We start from the raw sequence: 19,925 nt of genomic DNA on the forward strand, positions 1-19,925 counted from the left end.
CGCCGGCGAGGTTTGCGGGACCTGTGGTCGCGCCAGGAATGGGACATGTCCACACAGGTGTCCGAAGAGGTACGCGAGGCGCTCCACGAGGGGCGTCCCGTCGTCGCGCTGGAATCGACGATCATCGCCCACGGCCTGCCGCGCCCGCGGAACCTGGCCGTGGCCCTGGAGCTGGAGGAGCTGGTGCGGGCCGGGGGCGCCGTCCCCGCCACGATCGCCGTGGTCGACGGCACGGCCAGGGTCGGCCTGGACCGGCCGGCCCTGACCCGGATCGCCGAGGACCCCGCGGTACGGAAGCTGGGGCACCGCGACCTGGCCCCGGCCCTGGCGACCGGCGTGACCGGGGCGACGACGGTGTCGGCGACGGCCTGGCTCGCGGACGCGGCCGGCATACGGGTGTTCGCGACCGGGGGCCTCGGCGGGGTGCACCGGGAGTGGACCGACACCCAGGACGAATCCGCCGACCTGCGGCTGCTCGCCCGGGTCGGGATCACCGTGGTGTGCGCCGGGGTCAAGTCGATCCTCGACGTGCCCGCGACGCTCCAGCGTCTGGAGACGCTCGGTGTGACCGTCGTCGGGTACGGCACGGACCACTTCCCCGGCTTCTATCTCGCCTCCTCGGGCGAGCCCGTGGACTGGACGCTGCGGACCCCTGAGGAAGTGGCCGGGGTGATACGGGCCCAGGACCGGCTCGGCGGGCCGCGGGCGGCGCTGATCGTGGCCAACCCGGTGCCGCCGGCGGAGCAGCTGGATCCCGCCCTGCACGACCGGGTGCTCGCGGGCGGCCTGACGGCGGCGAAGGAGAAGGGGATCACCGGGCAGGCGGTGACACCGTTCCTCCTCGAATATCTGACGGTGCACACGGAAGGGGCGTCCCTGGAGGCCAACCTGGCGGCGGTCCGGGGCAATGTGCGGCTCGCGGCGAGGATCGCCGGGGCGTACGGGGCGGGGGCGGCGCGCACCGCCGACCCCGCGCGCGGCTCCGGGGCGGCGTCCGGCGGCGGGGCCTCGTTCGGCGCGGGCGGCCGGTGAGCCCGGCGGCGGGTGCGCTGCTCGTCGTCGGGGACGTGGTCACGGACGTCGTCGCCCGGCACCGGACCCCACTGGCGCCCGCGACCGACACGGCGGCGGAGATACGGACGCTGCCGGGCGGCGCCGGAGCCAACGCGGCCTGCTGGGCGGTGCGTTCCGGCTGCCCCGACGTCCGGATCCTCGGCCGGGTCGGGACGGACGCGGCCGACTGGCACGAGCGGGCGCTGCGGGGTGCGGGCGTGCGCCCCCTGCTGGTCCGGGACGCGGAGGCGGCGACGGCGACCGTGATCGCGCTCGTGGACTCCTCGGCGGAGCGCACCTTCCTGACCGACAGCGGCGCCGCCCTGCGCCTCTCCCCCGGCGACTGGTCGGCCGGCCTGCTCGACGGCGTGGCCCGGCTGCATCTCTCCGGCTATCTGTTCTTCGCCGCGCCGAGCCGCGAGACCGCCCGGCTGGCGCTGCGGGACGCCCGGGACGCGGGGGTCCCGGTGAGTGTGGACCCGGCTTCGGCGGGGTTCCTGGCGGAGCTGGGGGTGGATCTGTTCCTGGCGGCCGCGGACGGCGCGGAGGTCCTGCTGCCCAACGCCGACGAGGCCCGGTCGCTCACCGGCCGGGACGATCCGGAGGTGGCGGCGGCCGAGTTGAGCCGCCGGTTCCCGCTGGTCGTGGTCACCCTCGGGGCGGCGGGCGCCCTGGTCGCCGAGGACGGCGCGGTCACCGCGCGGGTGGCGGCGCCTCCGGCGCGGCCGGTGGACTCGACGGGCGCGGGTGACGCGTTCACCGGCGCCTTCCTGGCGGCCCGGCTCGCGGGAGCCGACCCGGCGAAGGCCACCGAGGCGGGCTGCCGGGCGGGCGCGGAGGCGGTAACGCTGATGGGCGGCAGACCGGCGAACGAACCGGGTGGCCGGCTGACGGGATGAGGGGACGGCCCGACGGTCACGGTGACCGTGACTTTGACGGTGACGGACGGCCGACGGGCCCGTGCCGGGAGGCGCGGACCGGAAGGCCCGTGCCGGGAGGCGCAGGCCGGGGCGGCGCGGACCCGTCGGCCCCGGCCGGGCGAGATCCGGAAGAGACGGCCTAGTCTCCGAACCCCGTCCAGGCCGGGTGGCGCGGGTCGTCCGCGCGGACGACCACGTCTGCGGCCGTACCGGGCTCGACCTCCGTCTCGTACCGGGCGAAGGCGGGGAGGGTCCAGGCCTCCTCGGTACGCCGGGCGAGGGCGGCGGTGGAGAGCCGCAGGTGCACGGTGAGGTCGAAGGGGAACCAGTGGCCGAGCAGGAAGGGTCCGTGCAGGAGGAGCACCCCACCGGGGGGCAGCGTCGCGTACGGGCTGCGGGTCGCGCGGTCCCTCACCGGGTCCCAGAGATCGGGCAGCACCCTCCCGGTGCCGCCGGGGTCCAGCGGCCCGAAGACCTCCCGCCACAGCGCCCCGGTGTCGGTCCACCCGTCGTAGTACGCGTCGGGGTCCTGCTTCCCGTACTCGTACCGCAGCGACGCGGGCCGCAGGAAGCCGGCGGTCCCCACGACGAGGACGGAGCGCCCGCGCGTCCGCAGCGCCTCGGCGAGCAGCCCGGCGAGCTCGCCCCCGGGTGCGGCGGGCGGTCCGTCGATGCCGACCTTGAGCCACGCGTCACCCTCCGCCGGCGCCGGCGCGTCGAGCCGCCCGGCGAGCGTCTCCGCCAGCCGTTCCCAGGTGATCGCCTCGTATCGCATCCCGCTCATCCGTTCATCCTGCCCGCAGGCCCGCGGGCCCGTCGTCCCCGGGGCCGCTCAGGGGCACGCCGAGCCGGTCCGCGAGGGCCCGCGCCGTGGCGAGGGGTTCCTCCCAGACGACCTCCTGCCACTGGGCCAGCTGGTGCGGCCGCGACTCGGGGCCGGGAAGGACGGCGACGAGCAGCAGGATCCAGCCCCAGGTGTCCCCGTCCCACTCCAGTTCCAGGGCGACGGGCCGGCGGGGCAGCACCGCGACATCCGCCGCGAGCGTGTCCACGTCCGTGCGCGGCAGCGGTACGAGCCGGTCGGCCAGGATCTCCTCGCGTACGCCGACGAGGGCGACGCAGTCGTTCAGATCCGGCTCGGGCAGGAGGCCGGACTCCCGGATCGCGAGGACCGCCGTGAGCCGTCTCCGCCGGATCACCTCGGCGTCCACGTGCCGGCGGGTCTCCCAGGTCAGGGCCGACCACAGTTCGTGCGGTTCGTCGTACGTCACGCCTTGACCCTGCCATTGGCGTCAGGGTCCGACCATCGAATTCATGACCACTCCCTTCATGACCACCGCTTCCATGGACGGCACCGCACCCCGCAGGGTCGTCGTCGTCACCGGCGCGGGCACCGGCATCGGCCGCGCCACCGCCCGCGCGTTCGCAGCGCAGGGGGCGACGGTCCTCGCCGTCGGCCGCCGGAAGGAGCCGCTGCGGGAGACCGCCGAGGGGCATCCCGGCATCCACCCGTTCGTCGCCGACATCACCGCGGAGGGCGCCCCCGAGGACGTCGTCGGAGCGGCCCTGACCGCCCACGGCAGTCTCGACGTGCTCGTCAACAACGCCGGGATCGCCAAGGGAGGCCCGCTGGAAACCCTCGACCGCTCCGTGATCGCCCCGCTCCTCGAGACCAATCTGGTCGCCCCGGTCCTGCTCACCCGGGCCGCCGTTCCCGCGCTCCGCGCGTCCCGGGGCGTCGTGGTGAACGTGACGACGACGATCGGGCAGCGCGGCTGGCCGGCCAACTCGGTCTATCCGGCGACGAAGAGCGCCCTGGAGACCCTGACCCGCTGCTGGGCGGTGGAGCTCGCGCCCGACGGGGTACGCGTGGTGGCGGTCGCTCCCGGTGCGATCGAGACCCCGATCGCGGACCACTCGGGCCTCTCCCCCGAGAAGCTGAGGGCACTGCGGGCATGGCAGCTCGCGCACACCCCGCTGGGGCGGATCGGCAGGCCCGAGGAGGTCGCCTGGGCGATCACCACGCTCGCGGCGCCGGAGGCCGCCTTCCTGACGGGGACCGTGCTGCCCGTCGACGGGGGCGCGCTGGTCGCGTGATACGACTGGGCGAGGAGGTGGCGCCCGTGCGTATCGGTGAACTGGCCCGGCGGACGGGGGCGTCGCCGCGCGCCCTGCGCCATTACGAGACGGCGGGGCTGATCGCGTCGGAGCGCGCGGCCAACGGCTACCGGGTGTACGGGGACGGTGCCGTCACCCGCGTGGCGAACATCCGGTATCTGCTGGCCGCGGGGCTCACCCTGGACGACGTCTCCGCGTTCCGCTCCTGCCTCGACGGGGACATGCCCTCGGCCCCGCCGTCCGCCCGTGGCCTGGAGATCGCCCGTGAGCGGCTGGCCGTGCTCGACGCGCGGATCGCCGCGCAGACCGAGGCCCGGGACCGGCTGGCACGCAGCCTGGCGGTGGAGTCGGGCCGCTGACGGGCCGACCACGGCCGAGCCGATCCCGGTGACACCGGACCCGACGGGACCGACCGCGGCCGAGCCGATCCCGACCGGCCCGATCGCGGTCCGGCCGATCGCGGTTCGGCCGATCGCGCCCGCGGTCGGGCTACGCCCCGGCCGCCCCCACGGGCCGTTCGAGAGCCGCCCGCCCCGCCTCGATCGCCTCGGCCAGCGTCAGCTCCCCGCTCGCGAGCGCCCGGCAGGTCGCCGTGTCGGTCCTCAGCCGGGCGTCCGGCACCTCCGTCGTACCGACCCCGAACACCCCGTCCCCGTAGGACGCCGTTCCGTCGTTCCCGACCCGTACATGGAACTCGCCCTCGTCCAGGGTCACCTGGACGACCCCCGCGCCCAGCTCGGCGATCGCCCCGAGGAGCGGGATGGCGTACCAGTGCGCGCGGACGGCGTCGGTGGGGCGCGGCTCGCCCAGGTCGGGCGCGCCCCAGGCCGCGAGGGTGCGCAGCACGGGCAGCAGGTCACGGCCGCGCGGGGTGAGTTCGTAGACGAACGCCGAGGCGGGCGGGGGCAGTCGGCGGCGGGTGACGAGCTCGGCGCCCTCCATGTCCTTGAGACGGCCCGCGAGCATGTCGGTGCTGACGCCGGGGAGGTCGGCATGGAGGTCGGTGTAGCGGCGCGGCCCGGCGAGGAGTTCGCGGACGACGAGCAGGGTCCAGCGGTCGCCGACGAGGTCGAGGGCGCGCGCGGCGGCGCAGTGCTGGTCGTAGCTGCGGCGGCGTGGCTGACGTGGCATGCGACGCAGTCTAGACATGTTGTTGGACTTTCCAAGCTGGAACTTGGTAAAACCAAGCAACACTGATTCCGGGGACCTGGGGAGGTCGGACATGGAGTTCCGGCAGTCGAGCAAGCTGAGCGAGGTCTGTTACGAGATCCGGGGCCCGGTCATCGAGCACGCCAACGCGCTGGAGGAGGCGGGCCACAGCGTCCTGCGCCTCAACACCGGCAACCCGGCGCTCTTCGGCTTCGAGGCGCCCGAGGAGATCGTCCAGGACATGATCCGGATGCTTCCCAAGGCCCACGGGTACACCGACTCCCGGGGCATCCTCTCCGCCCGCCGCGCCGTGGCCCAGCGCTATCAGGCCATGGGTCTCCCCGAGGTCGACGTCGACGACGTCTTCCTCGGCAACGGCGTCTCGGAGCTCGTCTCCATGGCCGTGCAGGCGCTTCTGGAGGACGGCGACGAAGTCCTGATCCCCGCCCCCGACTTCCCGCTGTGGACGGCGGTCACGACCCTCGCCGGCGGCAAGGCCGTGCACTATCTCTGCGACGAGTCGGCCGACTGGTACCCGGACCTCGACGACATGGCGTCGAAGATCACCGACCGGACCCGGGCCGTGGTCATCATCAACCCCAACAACCCCACCGGCGCGGTCTACCCGAAGGAGATCGTCGAGGGGATCCTCGATCTCGCCCGCCGCCACGGCCTGATGGTCTTCGCCGACGAGATCTACGACCAGATCGTCTACGACGAGGCGGTCCACTACCCGGCCGCCTCCCTCGCCTCCGACCTGGTCGTCCTCACCTTCGGTGGGCTCTCCAAGACCTACCGGGTCGCGGGCTTCCGCTCCGGCTGGCTGGTCGTCACCGGACCCAGGCAGCACGCCAGGAACTACCTGGAGGGGCTCACCATGCTGGCCTCCATGCGGCTCTGCCCCAACGCCCCCGCCCAGTACGCCATCCAGGCCGCGCTCGGCGGCCGCCAGTCGATCCACGAACTCACCGCCCCGGGCGGCCGGCTGCGCGAACAGCGCGACCGAGCCTGGGAGAAGCTCAACGAGATCCCGGGCGTCTCCTGCGTGAAGCCGAAGGGGGCGCTGTACGCCTTCCCGCGCCTCGACCCGAAGGTGCACAAGATCCACGACGACGAGAAGTTCGTCCTCGACCTGCTCCTGCGGGAGAAGATCCAGGTCGTCCAGGGCACCGGCTTCAACTGGCCCCGACCGGACCACTTCCGCATCCTGACCCTGCCGTACGCCGACGACCTCGACGCCGCGATCAGCCGCATCGGCCGCTTCCTCAGCGGCTACCGGCAGTGACGTTCCCCCCTCCCTCCTGTCATGATCTGAAGGACTGAGGATCCACGGGCCGGAGGGTCCGAGGGGGACGGGAGGGGCGGTCGGTCATGGATGTGGCGCTGATAGCCGTGGCGGGAACCCTGTTGGGCGTCATCGCCACCCACTGGTTCCAGGGACGGGCCACCGAGCGCACGGCTTCGCTGGCCCGGACGGAACAACTGCGCCAGGAACGGATCGCGACCTACAGCGCCTACGCGGGCGCGGTCGTCGACTACCGGCACAGCCAGAACGACCGCTGGTTCCGGGCGTTCAAGGAGCCCGGCTCGGAGGAGGCCGAGGAGTCCCGTCACGCCTCCTACCGTCGGCGCACCAACGCCCGGCAGGCCCTGTTCCGCGTCCAGTTGGTGTGCGACGACCCGGACGTGCGACGACTGGCCGAGCGTGCCTTCGAGGAGACCCACTGCATGCACGAGGCGGAGGGCGAGGCGGAACGCGCCCGCCGCTCCGCGCAGGCGAAGGAGGCACTCGCCGTGTTCATCGCAGCCGCCGCGCCCGGCCTCCGCTGAACGGGGTGCGGACATGGACCTCGTCGCCCCCGTCGTCGTCGAACCGCTGCGTCGCCGCCGCTGCTCGGAGTGCCTGCGGGGACCGCTGGAGCGGATGATCGTCGAGTTCAACTCCCCGGTCTGTCTCGACTGCGCCGACCTCGGGCATCTCGTCTTCCTGCGCCGGGGCGACACGGCGCTCACCCGCCGGGCCCGCGAGGGCAGCGCCCTCTGGGCCGTGGTCGTACGTCACAACCGGCGCCGTACGCGGTACGAGCGTCAGGGCCTCCTCGTCGAGGAGACCGCTCTCGCCGAAGCGGAATCGGCCTGCCTGGCCGACGCGGAGGCCCGGGCCAGGCGCCGGGCGCGGGACGCGGTGCGTCGTGCGGCACTCGACGCGGAGATCACCGAGGTCCTCCTCGCCGAGATCGTGCGGCTCTTCCCGTCCTGCCCGGCGGACCGGGCCACGGAGATCGCCGTCCACGCCTCGGCGAAGGGCAGCGGGCGAGTGGGGCGCACCGCGGCGGGCCGCTCGCTCGACCGCGGCGCCGTCACGGCCGCGGTGCGCGCCTCCGTACGGCATGTCGACACACCGTACGACTCGTTGCTGATGGGCGGGGTTCCCCGACACCAGGCCCGGACGAGGGTCGCTCCCGCCATCGAGACGGTGCTCCGGGCCTGGCGTCGCGGCGGCGAGAGCGCCCCCGGCCGTGGACGGGGCTGACAGCTCGGGTGTCGGCGCACGTCGGCCGGGCCGCGAGGGCGGGACCCTCAGGCCTGGTCTCCGGCGCGGCGCGCGCGACGGTACAGCAGGGCCCCGCCGAGCAGCAGCGCGGCGCTCGCGGAGGCGGCGTAGCCGACGCTGTCCGAACCGGTGGCGGCCAGCGCGACCGGGCTCGTCTCACCCTGCGGCGCGGGGGCCGGCTTCTCCGTCTCGGTCTCGGTCTGCGGGACCGGCACGTTCCGGACGGGGGTCTGCGGGCGGGGGGTCGGCGTCTCGATCGGCTGCTCGGGCTTCGAGGGGCCGTTCACCGAGGTGTTGCCGAAGACCGGGTTGGCGATGCCGACCACGTTGACCGAGTTCCCGCTGATGTTCACGGGGAGGTCGACGGGGAGCTGGAGGCCGTTCCCGGAGAGGACGCCGGGAGATCCCGCGACATGGGTCTCGGACGTGGACCCGCCGCCGTTGAAGGAGCCGCCGTCGGAGGATCCGCCACCGTGCTGACCGCCGGCCTGCTCGCCACCGCGCGGGGTGCCGGGCAGGTCCTTGTGGGACCGGCCGCCGCCGTCCTCCGAGCCGTAGCCGTCGGGCTCCTTCTCGGTGGAGTGGTTGGAACACCGGTTGCCGAAGGCCGGGTTGAGCAGACCGACGACGTTGACCGTGTTCCCGCAGACGTTGACCGGCACGTGCACCGGCAGCTGAACCGTGTTGCCGGAGCCGACGCCCGGCGAACCGACCGCGGCGCCCTGCGCGCCGGAGTCGGCGTGCGCGGCGCCGGCCGAGAGGGCGAGCGCCCCACCCGTGACCAACAGTGTGGCCAGACCACTTCGGCGAATCTGCCTCATGGCTTCCTGCCTTCCGGAGGTGTGCGGGCAAGTGCCCGTACCGGAATCAACGCGACAAACGCACGTGCCGGATCCGGCCGTTGACCGGTTTCACTCCATCGAGTGGGGTCCGTTCGAGTGTCGGTCAGTGTCCCAGCAGGTCGGTGAGGGCGCCGACCGGGTCCTGATCGGGGGCGCCGCGCGGCCACCAGTCCTCACGGCCGGCGTCCGACTCGTAGCCGTACCAGAGGCCGTCCCGGCCCAGGCGGAGTTGGAGGGACTCGGTCGAGAGCCGGTTGCGCCAGGGGCGGAAGGCGGGGAAGTCGGCGGCGAGCAGGGCGGGTCGGGCCCGGTCGAACGGACCCGCCGGCGGGTCCCAGGGCTCCTCGAGCACGGCGAGACCGGCGGCGCCGCCCTGCCGCCAGGCGGCGACGGCCCGGGCGAGGTCCGTGGGGGTGCGGTCGAGCGCGTAGGCCAGGTCGCGGTAGAGGGCGCGGGTCGAGGCGGTGAGCCCGGAACCCGGGTGCGCGGCGGCCAGCCGGACGGCGTCCTGCCACGGGGTGAGCGCGGCGACCGGGTCGTGCCCGGTGACGAGGAACGTGTGGGCGCGGACGGCGGCCTCGGAGGCGAGGAGGTCGAGGGCGAGCGGGTCGGGGGCGTCGGGGTCGGGCGGGAAGACCGCGGGGCGGCCGGGCCGGTCCGGGAGGGGCAGCGGCGGGGGAAGCGGCGGCGCGGGGCGCTCCGTCGCGGCGATCACCGCGCGGGCGGGGACGGTGGGCATCGGGGGCGGGGCGGCGGTCGCCTCGGCGGCGGACAGCGCGGCGTTGCGCCGGGTGAGCTCGGCGAGGAGCTCCTGCTCCCCGCGGCCGCGCATCAGGAAGAGGACGAACGGGTCCTCGTCGAGGAGTCTGGCGGCCTGGTAGCAGAGGGCCGCGGCGTGCTTGCAGGGGTAACCGTCGTCCGGGCAGGAGCAGTCGGGGACGAGATCGCCGGGCGCGGGCAGCAGTCCGGTGACCGCCTCCAGGGCGTGGGGCACGTCCTTGTCGAGCAGGGCGGCGATGTGGTCGGGGCGTGCGGTGGCCTCCTCGAGGAACCGCTCCCAGCCGTCGTCGCCCAGGGTCCGCATCCTGATCTCGGTGCGGTACGGGCGGGGCCTGCTGCCGTGGACGTAGGCGACGACCCGGCCCTGGGTGACGGTGATCGCGTCGACATGGCCGCGTCCCGCGTACGCCTTCCCCCGGGCGAGGCGGGCCGGGTCGAGGGCGGTGTCCTCCAGGGCGTCCACCCAGGCGTTGCCCCACCAGGTGGCGGCGAACCGCCCGTCGGGGGCCTCGCGGGGTGCGACCTGCGGGAAGCTGCGGCGGCGGTCGTCGTGGCGGGGGGCGGCTCCCCGCGCGCCCCGTGGCGTGGTCACGAAGGCCTCCTCAGGGACACCAGGTCGGCGAGCTCCCGGTCGGTGAGTTCGGTGAGGGCGGCCTCGCCCGAGCCGAGGACGGCGTCGGCCAGCGCCCGCTTGGCGAGGAGCATCTCGGCGATCCGGTCCTCGACCGTGCCCTCGGCGACCAGCCGGTGGACCTGCACCGGCTGGGTCTGGCCGATGCGGTAGGCCCGGTCGGTGGCCTGTTCCTCGACGGCCGGGTTCCACCAGCGGTCGTAGTGCACGACATGGCCGGCCCGGGTGAGGTTGAGGCCGGTGCCCGCGGCCTTGAGGGAGAGCAGGAAGACGGGGATCTCACCGGCCTGGAAACGGTCGACCATCCGCTCCCGCTCGGCCACCGGGGTGCCACCGTGGAGGAGTTGGGCCTGGATGCCGCGGGCGGCCAGATGGTCGGCGAGGAGCCGCGCCATCGACACGTACTGGGTGAAGACGAGCACCGAGCCGTCCTCGGCGAGGATCGTGTCGAGGAGCTCGTCGAGCAGGGCGAGCTTCCCCGAGCGGCCCGCGAGCCGAGCGGTCCCGCTGCCGCGCGGGGCCTCCTCCTTCAGATACTGCGCGGGGTGGTTGCAGATCTGCTTGAGGGAGGTCAGCAGCTTCATGACGAGGCCCCGGCGGGCCATGCCCTCGGCCTCCTCGATCCGCGCCATGGTCTCGCGGACGACCGCCTCGTAGAGCGAGGCCTGTTCCCGGGTGAGGGAGACGGGATGGTCCGACTCCGTCTTGGGCGGCAGCTCGGGGACGATCCCGGGGTCGGACTTGCGGCGGCGCAGCAGGAAGGGGCGCACGAGCCGGGCGAGCCGCTCGACGGCCTCCTCGTGCTCGATCTCCTCGTGGTTCTCGACGGCGCGGGCGTGCCGGGAGCGGAAGGCCTTGAGCGGGCCGAGGAGACCGGGGGTGGTCCAGTCGAGGAGCGCCCAGAGTTCCGAGAGGTTGTTCTCCACGGGGGTGCCGGTGAGGGCGACCCTGGCGGGTGCGGGGATCTCGCGCAGCGCCTTCGCGGTCGCGGAGAACGGGTTCTTGACGTGCTGGGCCTCGTCGGCGACGACCATCCCCCACTCGCGGCGGGCCAGTTGGGCGGCGCTGGTCCGCAGCGTGCCGTAGGTCGTGAGGACGAAGCCTCCCTCGATGGCGTCGAGGTCGCGCTCGGCGCCGTGGAAGCGCCGGACGGGCACGTCGGGGGCGAACTTCCCCACCTCCCGCTGCCAGTTGCCGAGCAGGGACGCCGGGCAGACGACGAGGGTGGGGGCGCGGCGGGCGCGGCGCAGATGGAGGGCGATGAGGGTGACGGTCTTGCCGAGGCCCATGTCGTCGGCGAGGCAGCCGCCGAGTCCGAGCGAGGTCATCAGGTCCAGCCAGGCGAGGCCGCGCAGCTGGTAGTCGCGGAGGGTGGCGGTGAGGCCGGGCGGAGCCTCCACGTCCTCGGGGCCGGCGAGGAGCCGGTCGCGGAGCGCGGCGAGTGCCCCGACGGGGACGGCGGGCACGGTCTCCCCGTCCACCTCGGCGGTGCCGGTGAGGGCGACGGCGAGGGCGTCGACCGGTTCGAGCAGGCCGAGCTCCCGCTTTCGGGCCTTGCGGACGAGATCGGGGTCGAGGACGACCCACTGGTCCCGGAGCCGCACGATGGGCCGGTGGGCCTCGGCCAGGTGGTCCATCTCGCGCTCGGTGAGCGGATCGCCGTCGAGGGCCAGCTGCCAGTTGAACCGCAGCAGTTCCTCGCTGTCGAAGAAGGCGGTGCCGTCGGTCGCGGAGCCGGGTGCGGCGTGGGCGGCCCTGACGACGGCGGAGGCGCCGAGCGAGCGGGCGAGTTCGCGCGGCCAGTGGACGGCGACCCCCGCGTCGGCGAGCCGGGCGGCGGCCGGGCCGAGCAGCTCGTACAGCTCGTCCTCGGTGACCGCGAGGACGTCGGGCACGTCCCGCTCCAGGAGCCGGGCGAGCGGGGGCCAGACGCGGGCGGCCCGGCGCAGGGCGAGCACGGCGTCGATCCGGGCCCGGGGCCCGAAGTGCTCGCCGTCCCCCGCCCAGAGGGCCGTGGCGTCGATGACGAGGGTCGGATCGGCGAGGCTGTGGATCTGGAGGAGCGCGGCGGCGGCGTGCCGCTCGCCCCTCGGAGTCGCGGCGGCACCGTCGGTGGTGCCGCCGGCATCCGCGTCGAACAGTTCGTACGGCGAGAGGTCCAGGCGGAGCGAGACACGGACGCCCGCGTCCATCCCGGCCGCCGCCTCCGCCGCCCAGGCACGCGCGCGGGGCAGGTGCTGGGGCGCGCGGGCCGCGAACGGCGCCCCCACCGCGTGAGCGGCGGCAGGGGTACGGGGCAGCGTGTCGGCGACCGCGTCGAGGAAGGCGCGGACGAGGGCCTCGGGATCGGGCAGCCGCAGCGCGCCGCGCCCGGGAACGGGCACGGCGTGCGCCTCGTACGGCAGGGCGGCGGCGACGGCCCGCAGATGGGCGATGTCGTCGGCGTCCAGGGGCCCGGCCCGCCAGGCGTCCAGGTCGTCGGCGGTGAGCCCCGGCAGCATGCGGCCGCGGGCCGCCAGGTGCAGGGCGTGCAGCGCGGCGGCTCCCCAGCCGGCCGTGGCGGGGTGCGCGGCCGGGTGGTGGCGGGCCGCGACGAGATGGGGCAGGGCGGAGTCGATCGGCAGGGTCAGGGCGGGGACGGCACGGCTCCGGGCGCCGCTGCCGTGGCGCCGGGCGACGGTCAGCTCGACGCGCTCCGCGCCGCCGTGCGCCGGGTCGGGAAGCGCACCGCCGTCCGGGGCCCAGAAGGCGACCCGGCCCTCGCGGGGCAGGGCGGCCGGCAGGAACACGGCGGCGCTGCTGATCCAGGTGTGTGCCACGGCTCCGCGCTCCTTTCCACCGGGTGACGATCGACGACCGGACCTCCGACCTTACGACCGGGGTCTGACAACGGCCGCCAGGCGGGTTCGCCCGGGCGGCCCAGCAGCGGATGACACCGGACCCCCCGGGCACGAAGGTGGCCTGTACCGGGTGGAACCCGAGGTGCCGCCGCACCGCGGACCCGAACTCCGACAGAAGAGGAACCGCCATGTCCGTTCGCCGGCGTCTCACGACGGCTGCCGGGGCCGTGCTGCTCACCTTCGCCGTCGCCGGCTGTTCGAGCCTGGGCCGCACCATGGTCGGCACGCTCTCGTACGAGACGGAGCGTGAGGTCGTGGTGACCGTGACGAGCCCCTCGGTGAACGGCTGCCACCGCCTCCTCGCCCCGAGCGGGGTGCACCGGGTCGAGAACAACACCCTGGTCGACATCAGGCTGTACGCGACGCCCGACTGCAAGGGGGAGCACAACATCTACCTCCCCATGAACACCAGCTACCGGGTCGCGCCGGGCGCCCTGCCGTGGCGCAGCTACAGCGTCGTCCACTGACCGGTTCCCCCGACCCCTCCGCCGGGTCCATCCTGGAGGTGTCCTCCGAGGGGCTCGGAGGGGAGACGGTGAGCGTCATGCGTTCCGGGAACGAACCGGCGACCGCGCGCAGTCCCCTGCGCATGCGGTTCTGGCTGGGTGTGTGGGGACTGCTGTGGGCCGCCTTCGGCACGACCGTGTTCTCGCTGGTGGGCCGTCCCGGCTGGGCCGCGGCGTGCGGGGTGCTGTTCCTGGTGGTCGTCTGCGACCTGGTGATGGTGGTGCGGCACATGCGTCAGGGCCCGCACTGGCAGCCGGGCCGGAACATCCCGCCGTACGAGCCGGATCACGGCGGAAGGGGACGCTGAGCGCCCCGCCGACCCGGCCCCGCCGCACCGGCCCTACCGCTCCGTGTCGAAGCCCGCCGCCTGGAGGTACTCCGGCTTGGGGTCGAGCGCGGCGGCGAGTCGGAAGTGGCGGGTCGCCTGGGCGGTCAGACCCGAGCGCTCGAAGGTGCGGGCCAGCGCGAAGTGCGCGAACGCGTTGTCCGGTTCACGCTCCAGGACCAGCTCGAACTCCAGCTGCGCCGGACGCAGCTGCGCGGCGGCGAAGAACGCCCGGGCACGCAGCAGGCGCGCAGCGGTGTTCTCGGGATGGGCGGCGATCACCGAGTCCAGCAGCTTCAGGGCGCCCCGAGGGTCCCGCGCGGCCAGCAGATGCTCGGCGGCGCGGAAGTCGATGACGTGCGTTTCCGGGTTTCTGTCGGCCACCATGGGATCCTTCCCCCTCGATCCGGTGGTTGAACACCGGACCCGGCACCCGCATTCCGCGGGCGCACGGCGGGCCGGACGCTATGCCGTCGCCGCCCTGCGCTCCAGCTCGTCCCAGACCTTCCGCACCTGCGGTGCGAGCGCGTCGAGCGGCCCGTCGTTGTCGATCACGAGATCCGCGACCGCCAGTCGCTGCTCCCGCGTGGCCTGGGCGGTCATCCGGGCCCGCGCCTCGGACTCGGCCATGCCGCGGAGCCGTACGAGCCGGTCGAGCTGGGTCTCGGGGGACGCGTCCACGACCACGACCAGGTCGTACAGCGGCGCGAGGCCGTTCTCGGTGAGCAGGGGTACGTCGTGGACGACGACGTCGCCCTCACCCGCACGGCTCTCCAGCTCCGCCGACCGGGCGCCGACGAGGGGGTGGACGAGGGCGTTGAGCGTGGCCAGGCGGTCGGCGTCGGCGAAGACGATCGAGCCGAGCCTGGGCCGGTCGAGCGTCCCCTCCTCGGTGAGGATGTCGTCCCCGAAGGCCTCGACGACGGCCGCGAGCCCCGGCGTTCCGGGCTCGACGACCTCGCGGGCGATCCGGTCCGCGTCGATCAGCACGGCCCCGTACGAGACGAGCAGCCGTGACACTTCGCTCTTGCCGGCGCCGATCCCGCCGGTCAGGCCCACCTTCAGCATGAGCGGCAGCTTAGGGCCTGCCTCCGGCGGCCCGGGCGTCGGGCCTGCCCCGGCGGCTCAGGCGTCGCCCTCCCGCTCGGCGAGGAAGCGCTCGAACTCTCGGCCGAGCTCGTCCGCCGACGGCAGGTCGACGGGCTCGGCGACCAGGCTGCCGCGGGTCTCGGCGCCGGCCGCCGCGTCGTACTGGTGCTCGAGACCCTGCACGAGCGCGACCAGCTCCTCGTCGCCCTCGCCGATCTGGCGGTCGATCTCGGTCTGGGTGCGCCGGGCCTCGGTCCGCAGGGAGTGGGCGACACCGGGGAGGACGAGGCCGGTGGCGGCCGTGACGGCCTCGAGGGCGGTCAGCGCCGCGTCCGGGTACGGGGAGCGGGCGACGTAGTGCGGGACGTGCGCGGCGACACCGAGGGTGTCGTGGCCGGACTCGGTGAGCCGGTACTCGACGAGGGCCTCGGCGCTGCCCGGGACCTGGGCCTCGTCGAAGGGGCTGCGGTGGCCCGGCATGAGGTCGGTGCGGCTGCCGTGCGGGGTGAGTCCGACGGGACGGGTGTGCGGCACGCCCATGGGGATGCCGTGGAAGTTGACGGAGAGACGCACGCCGAGGCGCTCGATGATCTGCCGGACGGCGACGGCGAAGCGCTCCCACTCCACGTCCGGCTCCGGGCCGGAGAGGACCAGGAAGGGCGCGCCGGTCGCGTCCTGGACGAGCCGGACCTCGATGGACGGTGTCTCGTACGCGGTCCAGCGGTCGCGCCGGAAGGTCAGCAGCGGGCGGCGGGCCCGGTAGTCCACGAGCCGGTCGTGGTCGAAGCGGGCCACCAGCTGGTGGGGCAGCGTGTCGAGCAGCCGCTCGACGATCTGCTCACCGGTCTCGCCCGCGTCGATGTAGCCGTCGAAGTGGTACAGCATGACCAGCCCGGCCGACTCCTGCGCCAGAGCCAGGTCGACGACGGCCAGGCCCTTCGGGTCCCATTCGTACAAATCCTGGGGATCAAGCACGATTACCGCTCCTCCTCGTGTCCTCTCTGGGAACGTCTCGCACCGCACCGCCATTCCCGTGCGGCGTGATCTTCCGGCGCGCGCTCCGCCACCGACGTCGCTCACGGACCTGCCGCGCCCGGGGTCGGCGAACTCCGGCCACTGGTCCAGACCTTGACATGCCCACCACCCCTCCCTACCGTCTCGGGACAGCATCGCGTTCAGCATCCCGACCATCGTGCACATACAGGAACACCCCCCTCGCCCCCGTACGGAAGGCATCCCATGCGCACCCGAACGCTGCTCCTCCCCCTGCTCCCCGCCCTCCTCGCCGTCCCCCTCGTCACCACCCCCGCCTCGGCGGCGACCGTCGAGGTCTCGACCGCCGCCCAGCTGAAGACGGCGCTCACCAACGCCCGGCCCGGCGACACGATCCACCTCGCGGACGGCACGTACACCGGGAACTTCAAGGCCACGACCCCGGGCACCTCCTCGGCCCGGATCACCCTGACCGGCTCCTCGCGCGCGGTGCTGACCGCCGGCGGCGGCTACGGGCTGCATCTCAACGGCGCCTCGTACTGGACGGTCAAGGGCATCACCCTCACCGGCGGCCAGAAGGGGATCATGGCCGACACCGCCGACGGCGTGGTCATCGACGGGGTGACCGTGCACGACCTGGACATGGAAGGCGTCCACTTCCGCAACTCCAGCAAGAACGGCGTCCTCAAGAACTCCCGGATCTACGACACGGGGAACGACGGCCGGGGCATGGGCGAGGGGGTGTACGTCGGGAGCGCCGGCAACCTCGCCGACCGCAGCGACAACGCGCAGATCCTGAACAACGTCATCGGGCCGGACGTCGGCGGCGAGAGCGTCGACATCAAGGAGGGCACCACCGGGGCGCGGATCGTCGGCAACACCTTCGACGGGCGTGGTCTCACCGGCGCCAACTACGACGACTCCTGGGTCGACGTGAAGGGCAACGGCGTCCTCGTCGAGGGCAACACCGGGGTGAACACGACGAACAACGGCTTCGAGACCCACACCCAGCAGAGCGGCTGGGGCTGCGGGACCGTCTTCCGGGGCAATCGCTCGAACCTGACGGGCGCGACCGGCTCCCAGCGGCTCGCGATCAACGTCACCAACCGGAGCGGTTCCTGCCCGACCACGGTGTACGCCTCGAACACGGTGACCGGAGGCAACGGCCTGACGAACATCCCCGTCACCCCCTGAACCACCGCTCGGGAGTGCCCCTGAACCACCCACCGGCTCGGCTCCCCGAGCCGGTCCGTACGCGAACGGGGCCGGAGAACGACCGAGGCCCGCTCCCCCGAAGGGGAGCGGGCCTCGTTTCGCTAGCGGCTAGCGCTCAGCGGAGAGCCTGTTCAGCTCTGGCCGCCGGCCAGCTTCTCGCGCAGGGCGGCAAGCGCCTCGTCCGACGCCAGGGCGCCGGAGTTGTCGTCCGACTCCGAGGAGTACGAACCACCCGAGATGCCCGCACCGGCGTTGCCGGCGGCCGGGGCGGCAGCACCCTCGGCAGCGGCGGCCTCGTCGGCCTCGCGGGACTTGATGACCTGAGCCTGGTGCTGCTCGAAACGAGCCTGCGCCTCGGCGTACTGGGTCTCCCAGGCCTCGCGCTGGGTCTCGAAGCCCTCGAGCCAGTCGTTGGTCTCGGGGTCGAAGCCCTCGGGGTAGATGTAGTTGCCCTGGTCGTCGTAGGACGCGGCCATGCCGTACAGGGTCGGGTCGAACTCGACCGAGGCCGGGTCGGCACCGAAGGACTCGTTGGCCTGCTTCAGCGAGAGGCTGATGCGACGACGCTCGAGGTCGATGTCGATGACCTTGACGAAGATCTCGTCGTTGACCTGGACGACCTGCTCCGGGATCTCCACGTGGCGCTCGGCCAGCTCGGAGATGTGGACCAGACCCTCGATGCCCTCGTCCACGCGGACGAACGCACCGAACGGAACCAGCTTGGTGACCTTACCCGGGACGACCTGACCGATCTGGTGCGTACGGGCGAACTGCTGCCACGGGTCCTCCTGCGTCGCCTTCAGCGACAGGGAGACACGCTCGCGGTCCATGTCCACGTCGAGAACCTCGACGGTGACCTCCTGGCCGACCTCGACAACCTCGGACGGGTGGTCGATGTGCTTCCAGGACAGCTCGGAGACGTGCACGAGACCGTCGACGCCACCCAGGTCCACGAAGGCACCGAAGTTGACGATCGAGGAAACGACGCCGGAGCGGACCTGACCCTTCTGCAGGGTGGTGAGGAACGTCTGGCGAACCTCGGACTGGGTCTGCTCGAGCCAGGCGCGGCGGGACAGGACCACGTTGTTGCGGTTCTTGTCCAGCTCGATGATCTTCGCCTCGAGCTCCTTGCCCACGTAGGGCTGGAGGTCGCGGACGCGACGCATCTCGACGAGGGAGGCCGGCAGGAAGCCACGGAGGCCGATGTCGAGGATGAGACCACCCTTGACGACCTCGATGACGGTACCGGTGACGATGCCGTCTTCTTCCTTGATCTTCTCGATCGTGCCCCAGGCACGCTCGTACTGAGCGCGCTTCTTGGACAGGATCAGGCGGCCTTCCTTGTCCTCCTTCTGGAGAACCAGGGCCTCGATCTCGTCGCCGACCTTGACGACCTCGTTCGGGTCGACGTCGTGCTTGATCGAGAGCTCACGGCTCGGGATCACGCCTTCGGTCTTGTAACCGATGTCGAGCAGGACCTCGTCCCGGTCGACCTTCACGATGACGCCGTCGACGATGTCGCCGTCGTTGAAGTACTTGATCGTCTCGTCGATCGCGGCGAGGAAGGCTTCCTCGTTACCGATGTCGTTGACCGCAACCTGCGGGGTGGTGCTGGTGGCGGTGGTCTCGGTGCTGCTCGTCATGTGGGAAAGGGCTCCGGTTACGGACAGAAAGTCGTAGGTACTGCTACGCCGAGAGCCCGTATCGCACCAAGAGAAGCCGGACAGCCAATGAGGCGGCCTTCCCGCGAACGGGAGGAGCCTCGAAAACCGAGGGGACATACAACAGGTACGAGCGCGGCCTGCTCCGTCTGAGGCGCGCAGGCCCGCAGCGCAACCTTTAGCATACGGGGGCGGCCGGACAGGGTCAATGCGCGAAGCGCGCACCCGGGGCAGATCTACTCAACTCCGGCACCACTCGTGTCTTTCCACGCCGCGACGGCGGGTGCTCCGCACGGCGGCACTGAGCGCAAACTACATCGGCGGGCGAGATGAACCAAGAGTACGAACACGAAGTCCCCCCCTACTCGGCAGAGGACGAGGCGGAGGCCACCCGGCGTGACGCGGGGGACGCGGAGAGCAGCCGTGCCAGCCGTGGCTGGTGGGACAGGAACGCCGACGAGTACCAGAGCGATCACGGCTCCTTCCTCGGGGACGACCGGTTCGTCTGGGGGCCGGAGGGACTCGACGAGGCCGAGGCCGGGCTCCTCGGACCGGCCTCCTCGCTGAAGGGCCTCGACGTCCTGGAGATCGGCGCGGGCGCGGCGCAGTGCTCGCGGTGGCTGGCGGCGCAGGGCGCGCGGCCGGTGGCCCTCGACCTCTCGCACCGGCAGCTCCAGCACGCGCTGCGGATCGGCGGGGACGTCCCGCTGGTGGAGGCCGACGCCGGCGCACTGCCGTTCCGGGACGGCTCCTTCGACCTGGCGTGCTCCGCGTACGGCGCGGTGCCGTTCGTGGCGGACCCGGTGAAGGTGTTCCGGGAGGTGCGGCGGGTGCTGCGGCCCGGCGGCCGGTGGGTCTTCTCGGTGACGCATCCGATCCGCTGGGCGTTCCCCGACGAGCCCGGCCCCGAGGGCCTGTCGATCGCGGCCTCCTATTTCGACCGCACCCCTTATGTGGAGCAGGACGAGCAGGGCAGGGCCGTGTACGTGGAGCACCACCGGACGATCGGCGACCGGGTGCGGGACGTGGTGGCCGGCGGGTTCCGTCTGCTGGACCTGGTCGAGCCGGAGTGGCCGGCGTGGAACAACCAGGAGTGGGGCGGCTGGTCTCCGCTGCGGGGGAATCTGATCCCGGGGACGGCGATCTTCGTCTGCGAGCGCGCGGAGTAGCGGCCGACCGACGCCTCAT

General features: G+C 73.2%; 21 protein-coding genes. 11 read left to right on the forward strand and 10 right to left on the reverse strand.

The window, feature by feature from the left end; all coding sequences use genetic code 11:
* Nucleotides 1-45: 45 nt before the first annotated feature.
* Together IE311_RS05980 and IE311_RS05985 are read left to right on the forward strand one after the other, a co-directional pair.
* Nucleotides 46-1,032, forward strand: coding sequence for a pseudouridine-5'-phosphate glycosidase (locus tag IE311_RS05980; RefSeq protein ID WP_229901749.1), 987 nt, complete (start codon nucleotides 46-48; stop codon nucleotides 1,030-1,032).
* A complete protein-coding gene (locus tag IE311_RS05985; protein WP_189830508.1) occupies nucleotides 1,029-1,952 on the forward strand; it encodes a carbohydrate kinase family protein in 924 nt (307 codons plus the stop codon). The genes IE311_RS05980 and IE311_RS05985 overlap by 4 nt, the downstream gene beginning before the upstream one ends.
* A gap of 160 nt (nucleotides 1,953-2,112) precedes the next feature.
* Here the strand turns inward: IE311_RS05985 and IE311_RS05990 are convergent, their stop codons facing one another.
* Together IE311_RS05990 and IE311_RS05995 are read right to left on the reverse strand one after the other, a co-directional pair.
* Complete coding sequence (locus IE311_RS05990) at nucleotides 2,113-2,748, reverse strand: nucleoside/nucleotide kinase family protein (protein ID WP_189830727.1); 636 nt, start codon at nucleotides 2,746-2,748, stop codon at nucleotides 2,113-2,115.
* Between the two features lie 13 nt (nucleotides 2,749-2,761).
* Entirely contained in the window at nucleotides 2,762-3,244 is a 483-nt protein-coding gene (locus tag IE311_RS05995; RefSeq protein WP_189830509.1) for a hypothetical protein, read from the reverse strand.
* Nucleotides 3,245-3,287: 43 nt separating this feature from the next.
* On the opposite strand from IE311_RS05995, the gene IE311_RS06000 reads away from it, so the two are divergent.
* Both IE311_RS06000 and IE311_RS06005 read left to right on the forward strand, forming a co-directional pair.
* Nucleotides 3,288-4,070, forward strand: a complete 783-nt coding sequence (locus tag IE311_RS06000; protein WP_229901750.1) for an SDR family NAD(P)-dependent oxidoreductase — start codon at nucleotides 3,288-3,290, stop codon at nucleotides 4,068-4,070.
* Between the two features lie 26 nt (nucleotides 4,071-4,096).
* A complete protein-coding gene (locus IE311_RS06005; protein ID WP_195831974.1) occupies nucleotides 4,097-4,450 on the forward strand; it encodes a MerR family transcriptional regulator in 354 nt (117 codons plus the stop codon).
* 130 nt (nucleotides 4,451-4,580) lie between these two features.
* On the opposite strand, the gene IE311_RS06010 is transcribed toward IE311_RS06005, so the two are convergent.
* Nucleotides 4,581-5,222, reverse strand: a complete 642-nt coding sequence (locus IE311_RS06010) for a winged helix-turn-helix transcriptional regulator (protein ID WP_189830511.1) — start codon at nucleotides 5,220-5,222, stop codon at nucleotides 4,581-4,583.
* Between the two features lie 91 nt (nucleotides 5,223-5,313).
* Here IE311_RS06010 and IE311_RS06015 point away from each other — a divergent pair, with 91 nt between their 5' ends.
* The 3 genes from IE311_RS06015 (at nucleotide 5,314) to IE311_RS06025 (ending at nucleotide 7,773) form a co-directional block, all read left to right on the forward strand.
* Nucleotides 5,314-6,525, forward strand: coding sequence for a pyridoxal phosphate-dependent aminotransferase (locus IE311_RS06015; protein ID WP_189830512.1), 1,212 nt, complete (start codon nucleotides 5,314-5,316; stop codon nucleotides 6,523-6,525).
* Between the two features lie 86 nt (nucleotides 6,526-6,611).
* Nucleotides 6,612-7,070: a hypothetical protein gene (locus IE311_RS06020; RefSeq protein ID WP_189830513.1), complete on the forward strand. Its 459-nt coding sequence runs from the start codon at nucleotides 6,612-6,614 to the stop codon at nucleotides 7,068-7,070.
* 13 nt (nucleotides 7,071-7,083) lie between these two features.
* Nucleotides 7,084-7,773 carry a DUF2293 domain-containing protein gene (locus tag IE311_RS06025; RefSeq protein ID WP_189830514.1) on the forward strand — a complete coding sequence of 230 codons (690 nt, stop codon included), beginning with the start codon at nucleotides 7,084-7,086 and terminating at the stop codon, nucleotides 7,771-7,773.
* 47 nt (nucleotides 7,774-7,820) lie between these two features.
* Here IE311_RS06025 and IE311_RS37195 read toward each other — a convergent pair whose 3' ends face one another.
* The 3 genes from IE311_RS37195 to IE311_RS06040 form a co-directional block, all read right to left on the reverse strand.
* Entirely contained in the window at nucleotides 7,821-8,615 is a 795-nt protein-coding gene (locus IE311_RS37195) for a chaplin (RefSeq protein ID WP_189830515.1), read from the reverse strand.
* A gap of 124 nt (nucleotides 8,616-8,739) precedes the next feature.
* Complete coding sequence (locus IE311_RS06035) at nucleotides 8,740-10,008, reverse strand: SWIM zinc finger family protein (RefSeq protein WP_189830516.1); 1,269 nt, start codon at nucleotides 10,006-10,008, stop codon at nucleotides 8,740-8,742.
* On the reverse strand, nucleotides 10,005-12,866 hold the full coding sequence (locus IE311_RS06040; protein WP_189830517.1) for a DEAD/DEAH box helicase: 2,862 nt from the start codon (nucleotides 12,864-12,866) through the stop codon (nucleotides 10,005-10,007). The genes IE311_RS06035 and IE311_RS06040 overlap by 4 nt, the downstream gene beginning before the upstream one ends.
* Nucleotides 12,867-13,075: 209 nt before the next feature.
* On the opposite strand from IE311_RS06040, the gene IE311_RS06045 reads away from it, so the two are divergent.
* Nucleotides 13,076-13,414, forward strand: coding sequence for a hypothetical protein (locus tag IE311_RS06045; protein ID WP_189830518.1), 339 nt, complete (start codon nucleotides 13,076-13,078; stop codon nucleotides 13,412-13,414).
* A 77-nt stretch (nucleotides 13,415-13,491) separates the two neighbouring features.
* Nucleotides 13,492-13,761: a DUF6343 family protein gene (locus IE311_RS06050; RefSeq protein ID WP_189830519.1), complete on the forward strand. Its 270-nt coding sequence runs from the start codon at nucleotides 13,492-13,494 to the stop codon at nucleotides 13,759-13,761.
* A 33-nt stretch (nucleotides 13,762-13,794) separates the two neighbouring features.
* On the opposite strand, the gene IE311_RS06055 is transcribed toward IE311_RS06050, so the two are convergent.
* The 3 genes from IE311_RS06055 to IE311_RS06065 form a co-directional block, all read right to left on the reverse strand.
* Entirely contained in the window at nucleotides 13,795-14,163 is a 369-nt protein-coding gene (locus IE311_RS06055) for a tetratricopeptide repeat protein (protein WP_189830729.1), read from the reverse strand.
* Between the two features lie 81 nt (nucleotides 14,164-14,244).
* The gene (coaE, locus tag IE311_RS06060; protein WP_189830520.1) at nucleotides 14,245-14,847 is read right to left on the reverse strand and encodes a dephospho-CoA kinase; all 603 of its coding nucleotides are present in this window, start codon (nucleotides 14,845-14,847) and stop codon (nucleotides 14,245-14,247) included.
* 57 nt (nucleotides 14,848-14,904) lie between these two features.
* Nucleotides 14,905-15,843, reverse strand: coding sequence for a PAC2 family protein (locus IE311_RS06065; RefSeq protein WP_189830521.1), 939 nt, complete (start codon nucleotides 15,841-15,843; stop codon nucleotides 14,905-14,907).
* Nucleotides 15,844-16,107: 264 nt separating this feature from the next.
* Between IE311_RS06065 and IE311_RS06070 the strand changes: the two genes are divergently transcribed.
* Nucleotides 16,108-17,055: a right-handed parallel beta-helix repeat-containing protein gene (locus IE311_RS06070; protein WP_189830522.1), complete on the forward strand. Its 948-nt coding sequence runs from the start codon at nucleotides 16,108-16,110 to the stop codon at nucleotides 17,053-17,055.
* Between the two features lie 152 nt (nucleotides 17,056-17,207).
* Here the strand turns inward: IE311_RS06070 and rpsA are convergent, their stop codons facing one another.
* Nucleotides 17,208-18,719, reverse strand: a complete 1,512-nt coding sequence (gene rpsA, locus IE311_RS06075) for a 30S ribosomal protein S1 (RefSeq protein WP_015032828.1) — start codon at nucleotides 18,717-18,719, stop codon at nucleotides 17,208-17,210.
* A gap of 347 nt (nucleotides 18,720-19,066) precedes the next feature.
* Here rpsA and IE311_RS06080 point away from each other — a divergent pair, with 347 nt between their 5' ends.
* On the forward strand, nucleotides 19,067-19,906 hold the full coding sequence (locus IE311_RS06080) for a class I SAM-dependent methyltransferase (protein WP_189830523.1): 840 nt from the start codon (nucleotides 19,067-19,069) through the stop codon (nucleotides 19,904-19,906).
* Nucleotides 19,907-19,925 lie beyond the last annotated feature (19 nt).

The organism is Streptomyces zaomyceticus (assembly GCF_014656215.1).
Classification (GTDB): Bacteria; Actinomycetota; Actinomycetes; order Streptomycetales; family Streptomycetaceae; genus Streptomyces; species Streptomyces zaomyceticus.

Coding starts and splice junctions, on each gene's coding strand:
- IE311_RS05980 (WP_229901749.1), top strand. CDS start 46: ATGTCCACACAGGTGTCCGAAGAGGTACGCGAGGCGCTCCACGAGGGG.
- IE311_RS05990 (WP_189830727.1), bottom strand. CDS start 2,748: ATGCGATACGAGGCGATCACCTGGGAACGGCTGGCGGAGACGCTCGCC.
- IE311_RS06000 (WP_229901750.1), top strand. CDS start 3,288: ATGACCACTCCCTTCATGACCACCGCTTCCATGGACGGCACCGCACCC.
- IE311_RS06010 (WP_189830511.1), bottom strand. CDS start 5,222: ATGCCACGTCAGCCACGCCGCCGCAGCTACGACCAGCACTGCGCCGCC.
- IE311_RS06015 (WP_189830512.1), top strand. CDS start 5,314: ATGGAGTTCCGGCAGTCGAGCAAGCTGAGCGAGGTCTGTTACGAGATC.
- IE311_RS06020 (WP_189830513.1), top strand. CDS start 6,612: ATGGATGTGGCGCTGATAGCCGTGGCGGGAACCCTGTTGGGCGTCATC.
- IE311_RS06025 (WP_189830514.1), top strand. CDS start 7,084: ATGGACCTCGTCGCCCCCGTCGTCGTCGAACCGCTGCGTCGCCGCCGC.
- IE311_RS37195 (WP_189830515.1), bottom strand. CDS start 8,615: ATGAGGCAGATTCGCCGAAGTGGTCTGGCCACACTGTTGGTCACGGGT.
- IE311_RS06045 (WP_189830518.1), top strand. CDS start 13,076: ATGTCCGTTCGCCGGCGTCTCACGACGGCTGCCGGGGCCGTGCTGCTC.
- IE311_RS06050 (WP_189830519.1), top strand. CDS start 13,492: ATGCGTTCCGGGAACGAACCGGCGACCGCGCGCAGTCCCCTGCGCATG.
- coaE (WP_189830520.1), bottom strand. CDS start 14,847: ATGCTGAAGGTGGGCCTGACCGGCGGGATCGGCGCCGGCAAGAGCGAA.
- IE311_RS06070 (WP_189830522.1), top strand. CDS start 16,108: ATGCGCACCCGAACGCTGCTCCTCCCCCTGCTCCCCGCCCTCCTCGCC.
- rpsA (WP_015032828.1), bottom strand. CDS start 18,719: ATGACGAGCAGCACCGAGACCACCGCCACCAGCACCACCCCGCAGGTT.
- IE311_RS06080 (WP_189830523.1), top strand. CDS start 19,067: ATGAACCAAGAGTACGAACACGAAGTCCCCCCCTACTCGGCAGAGGAC.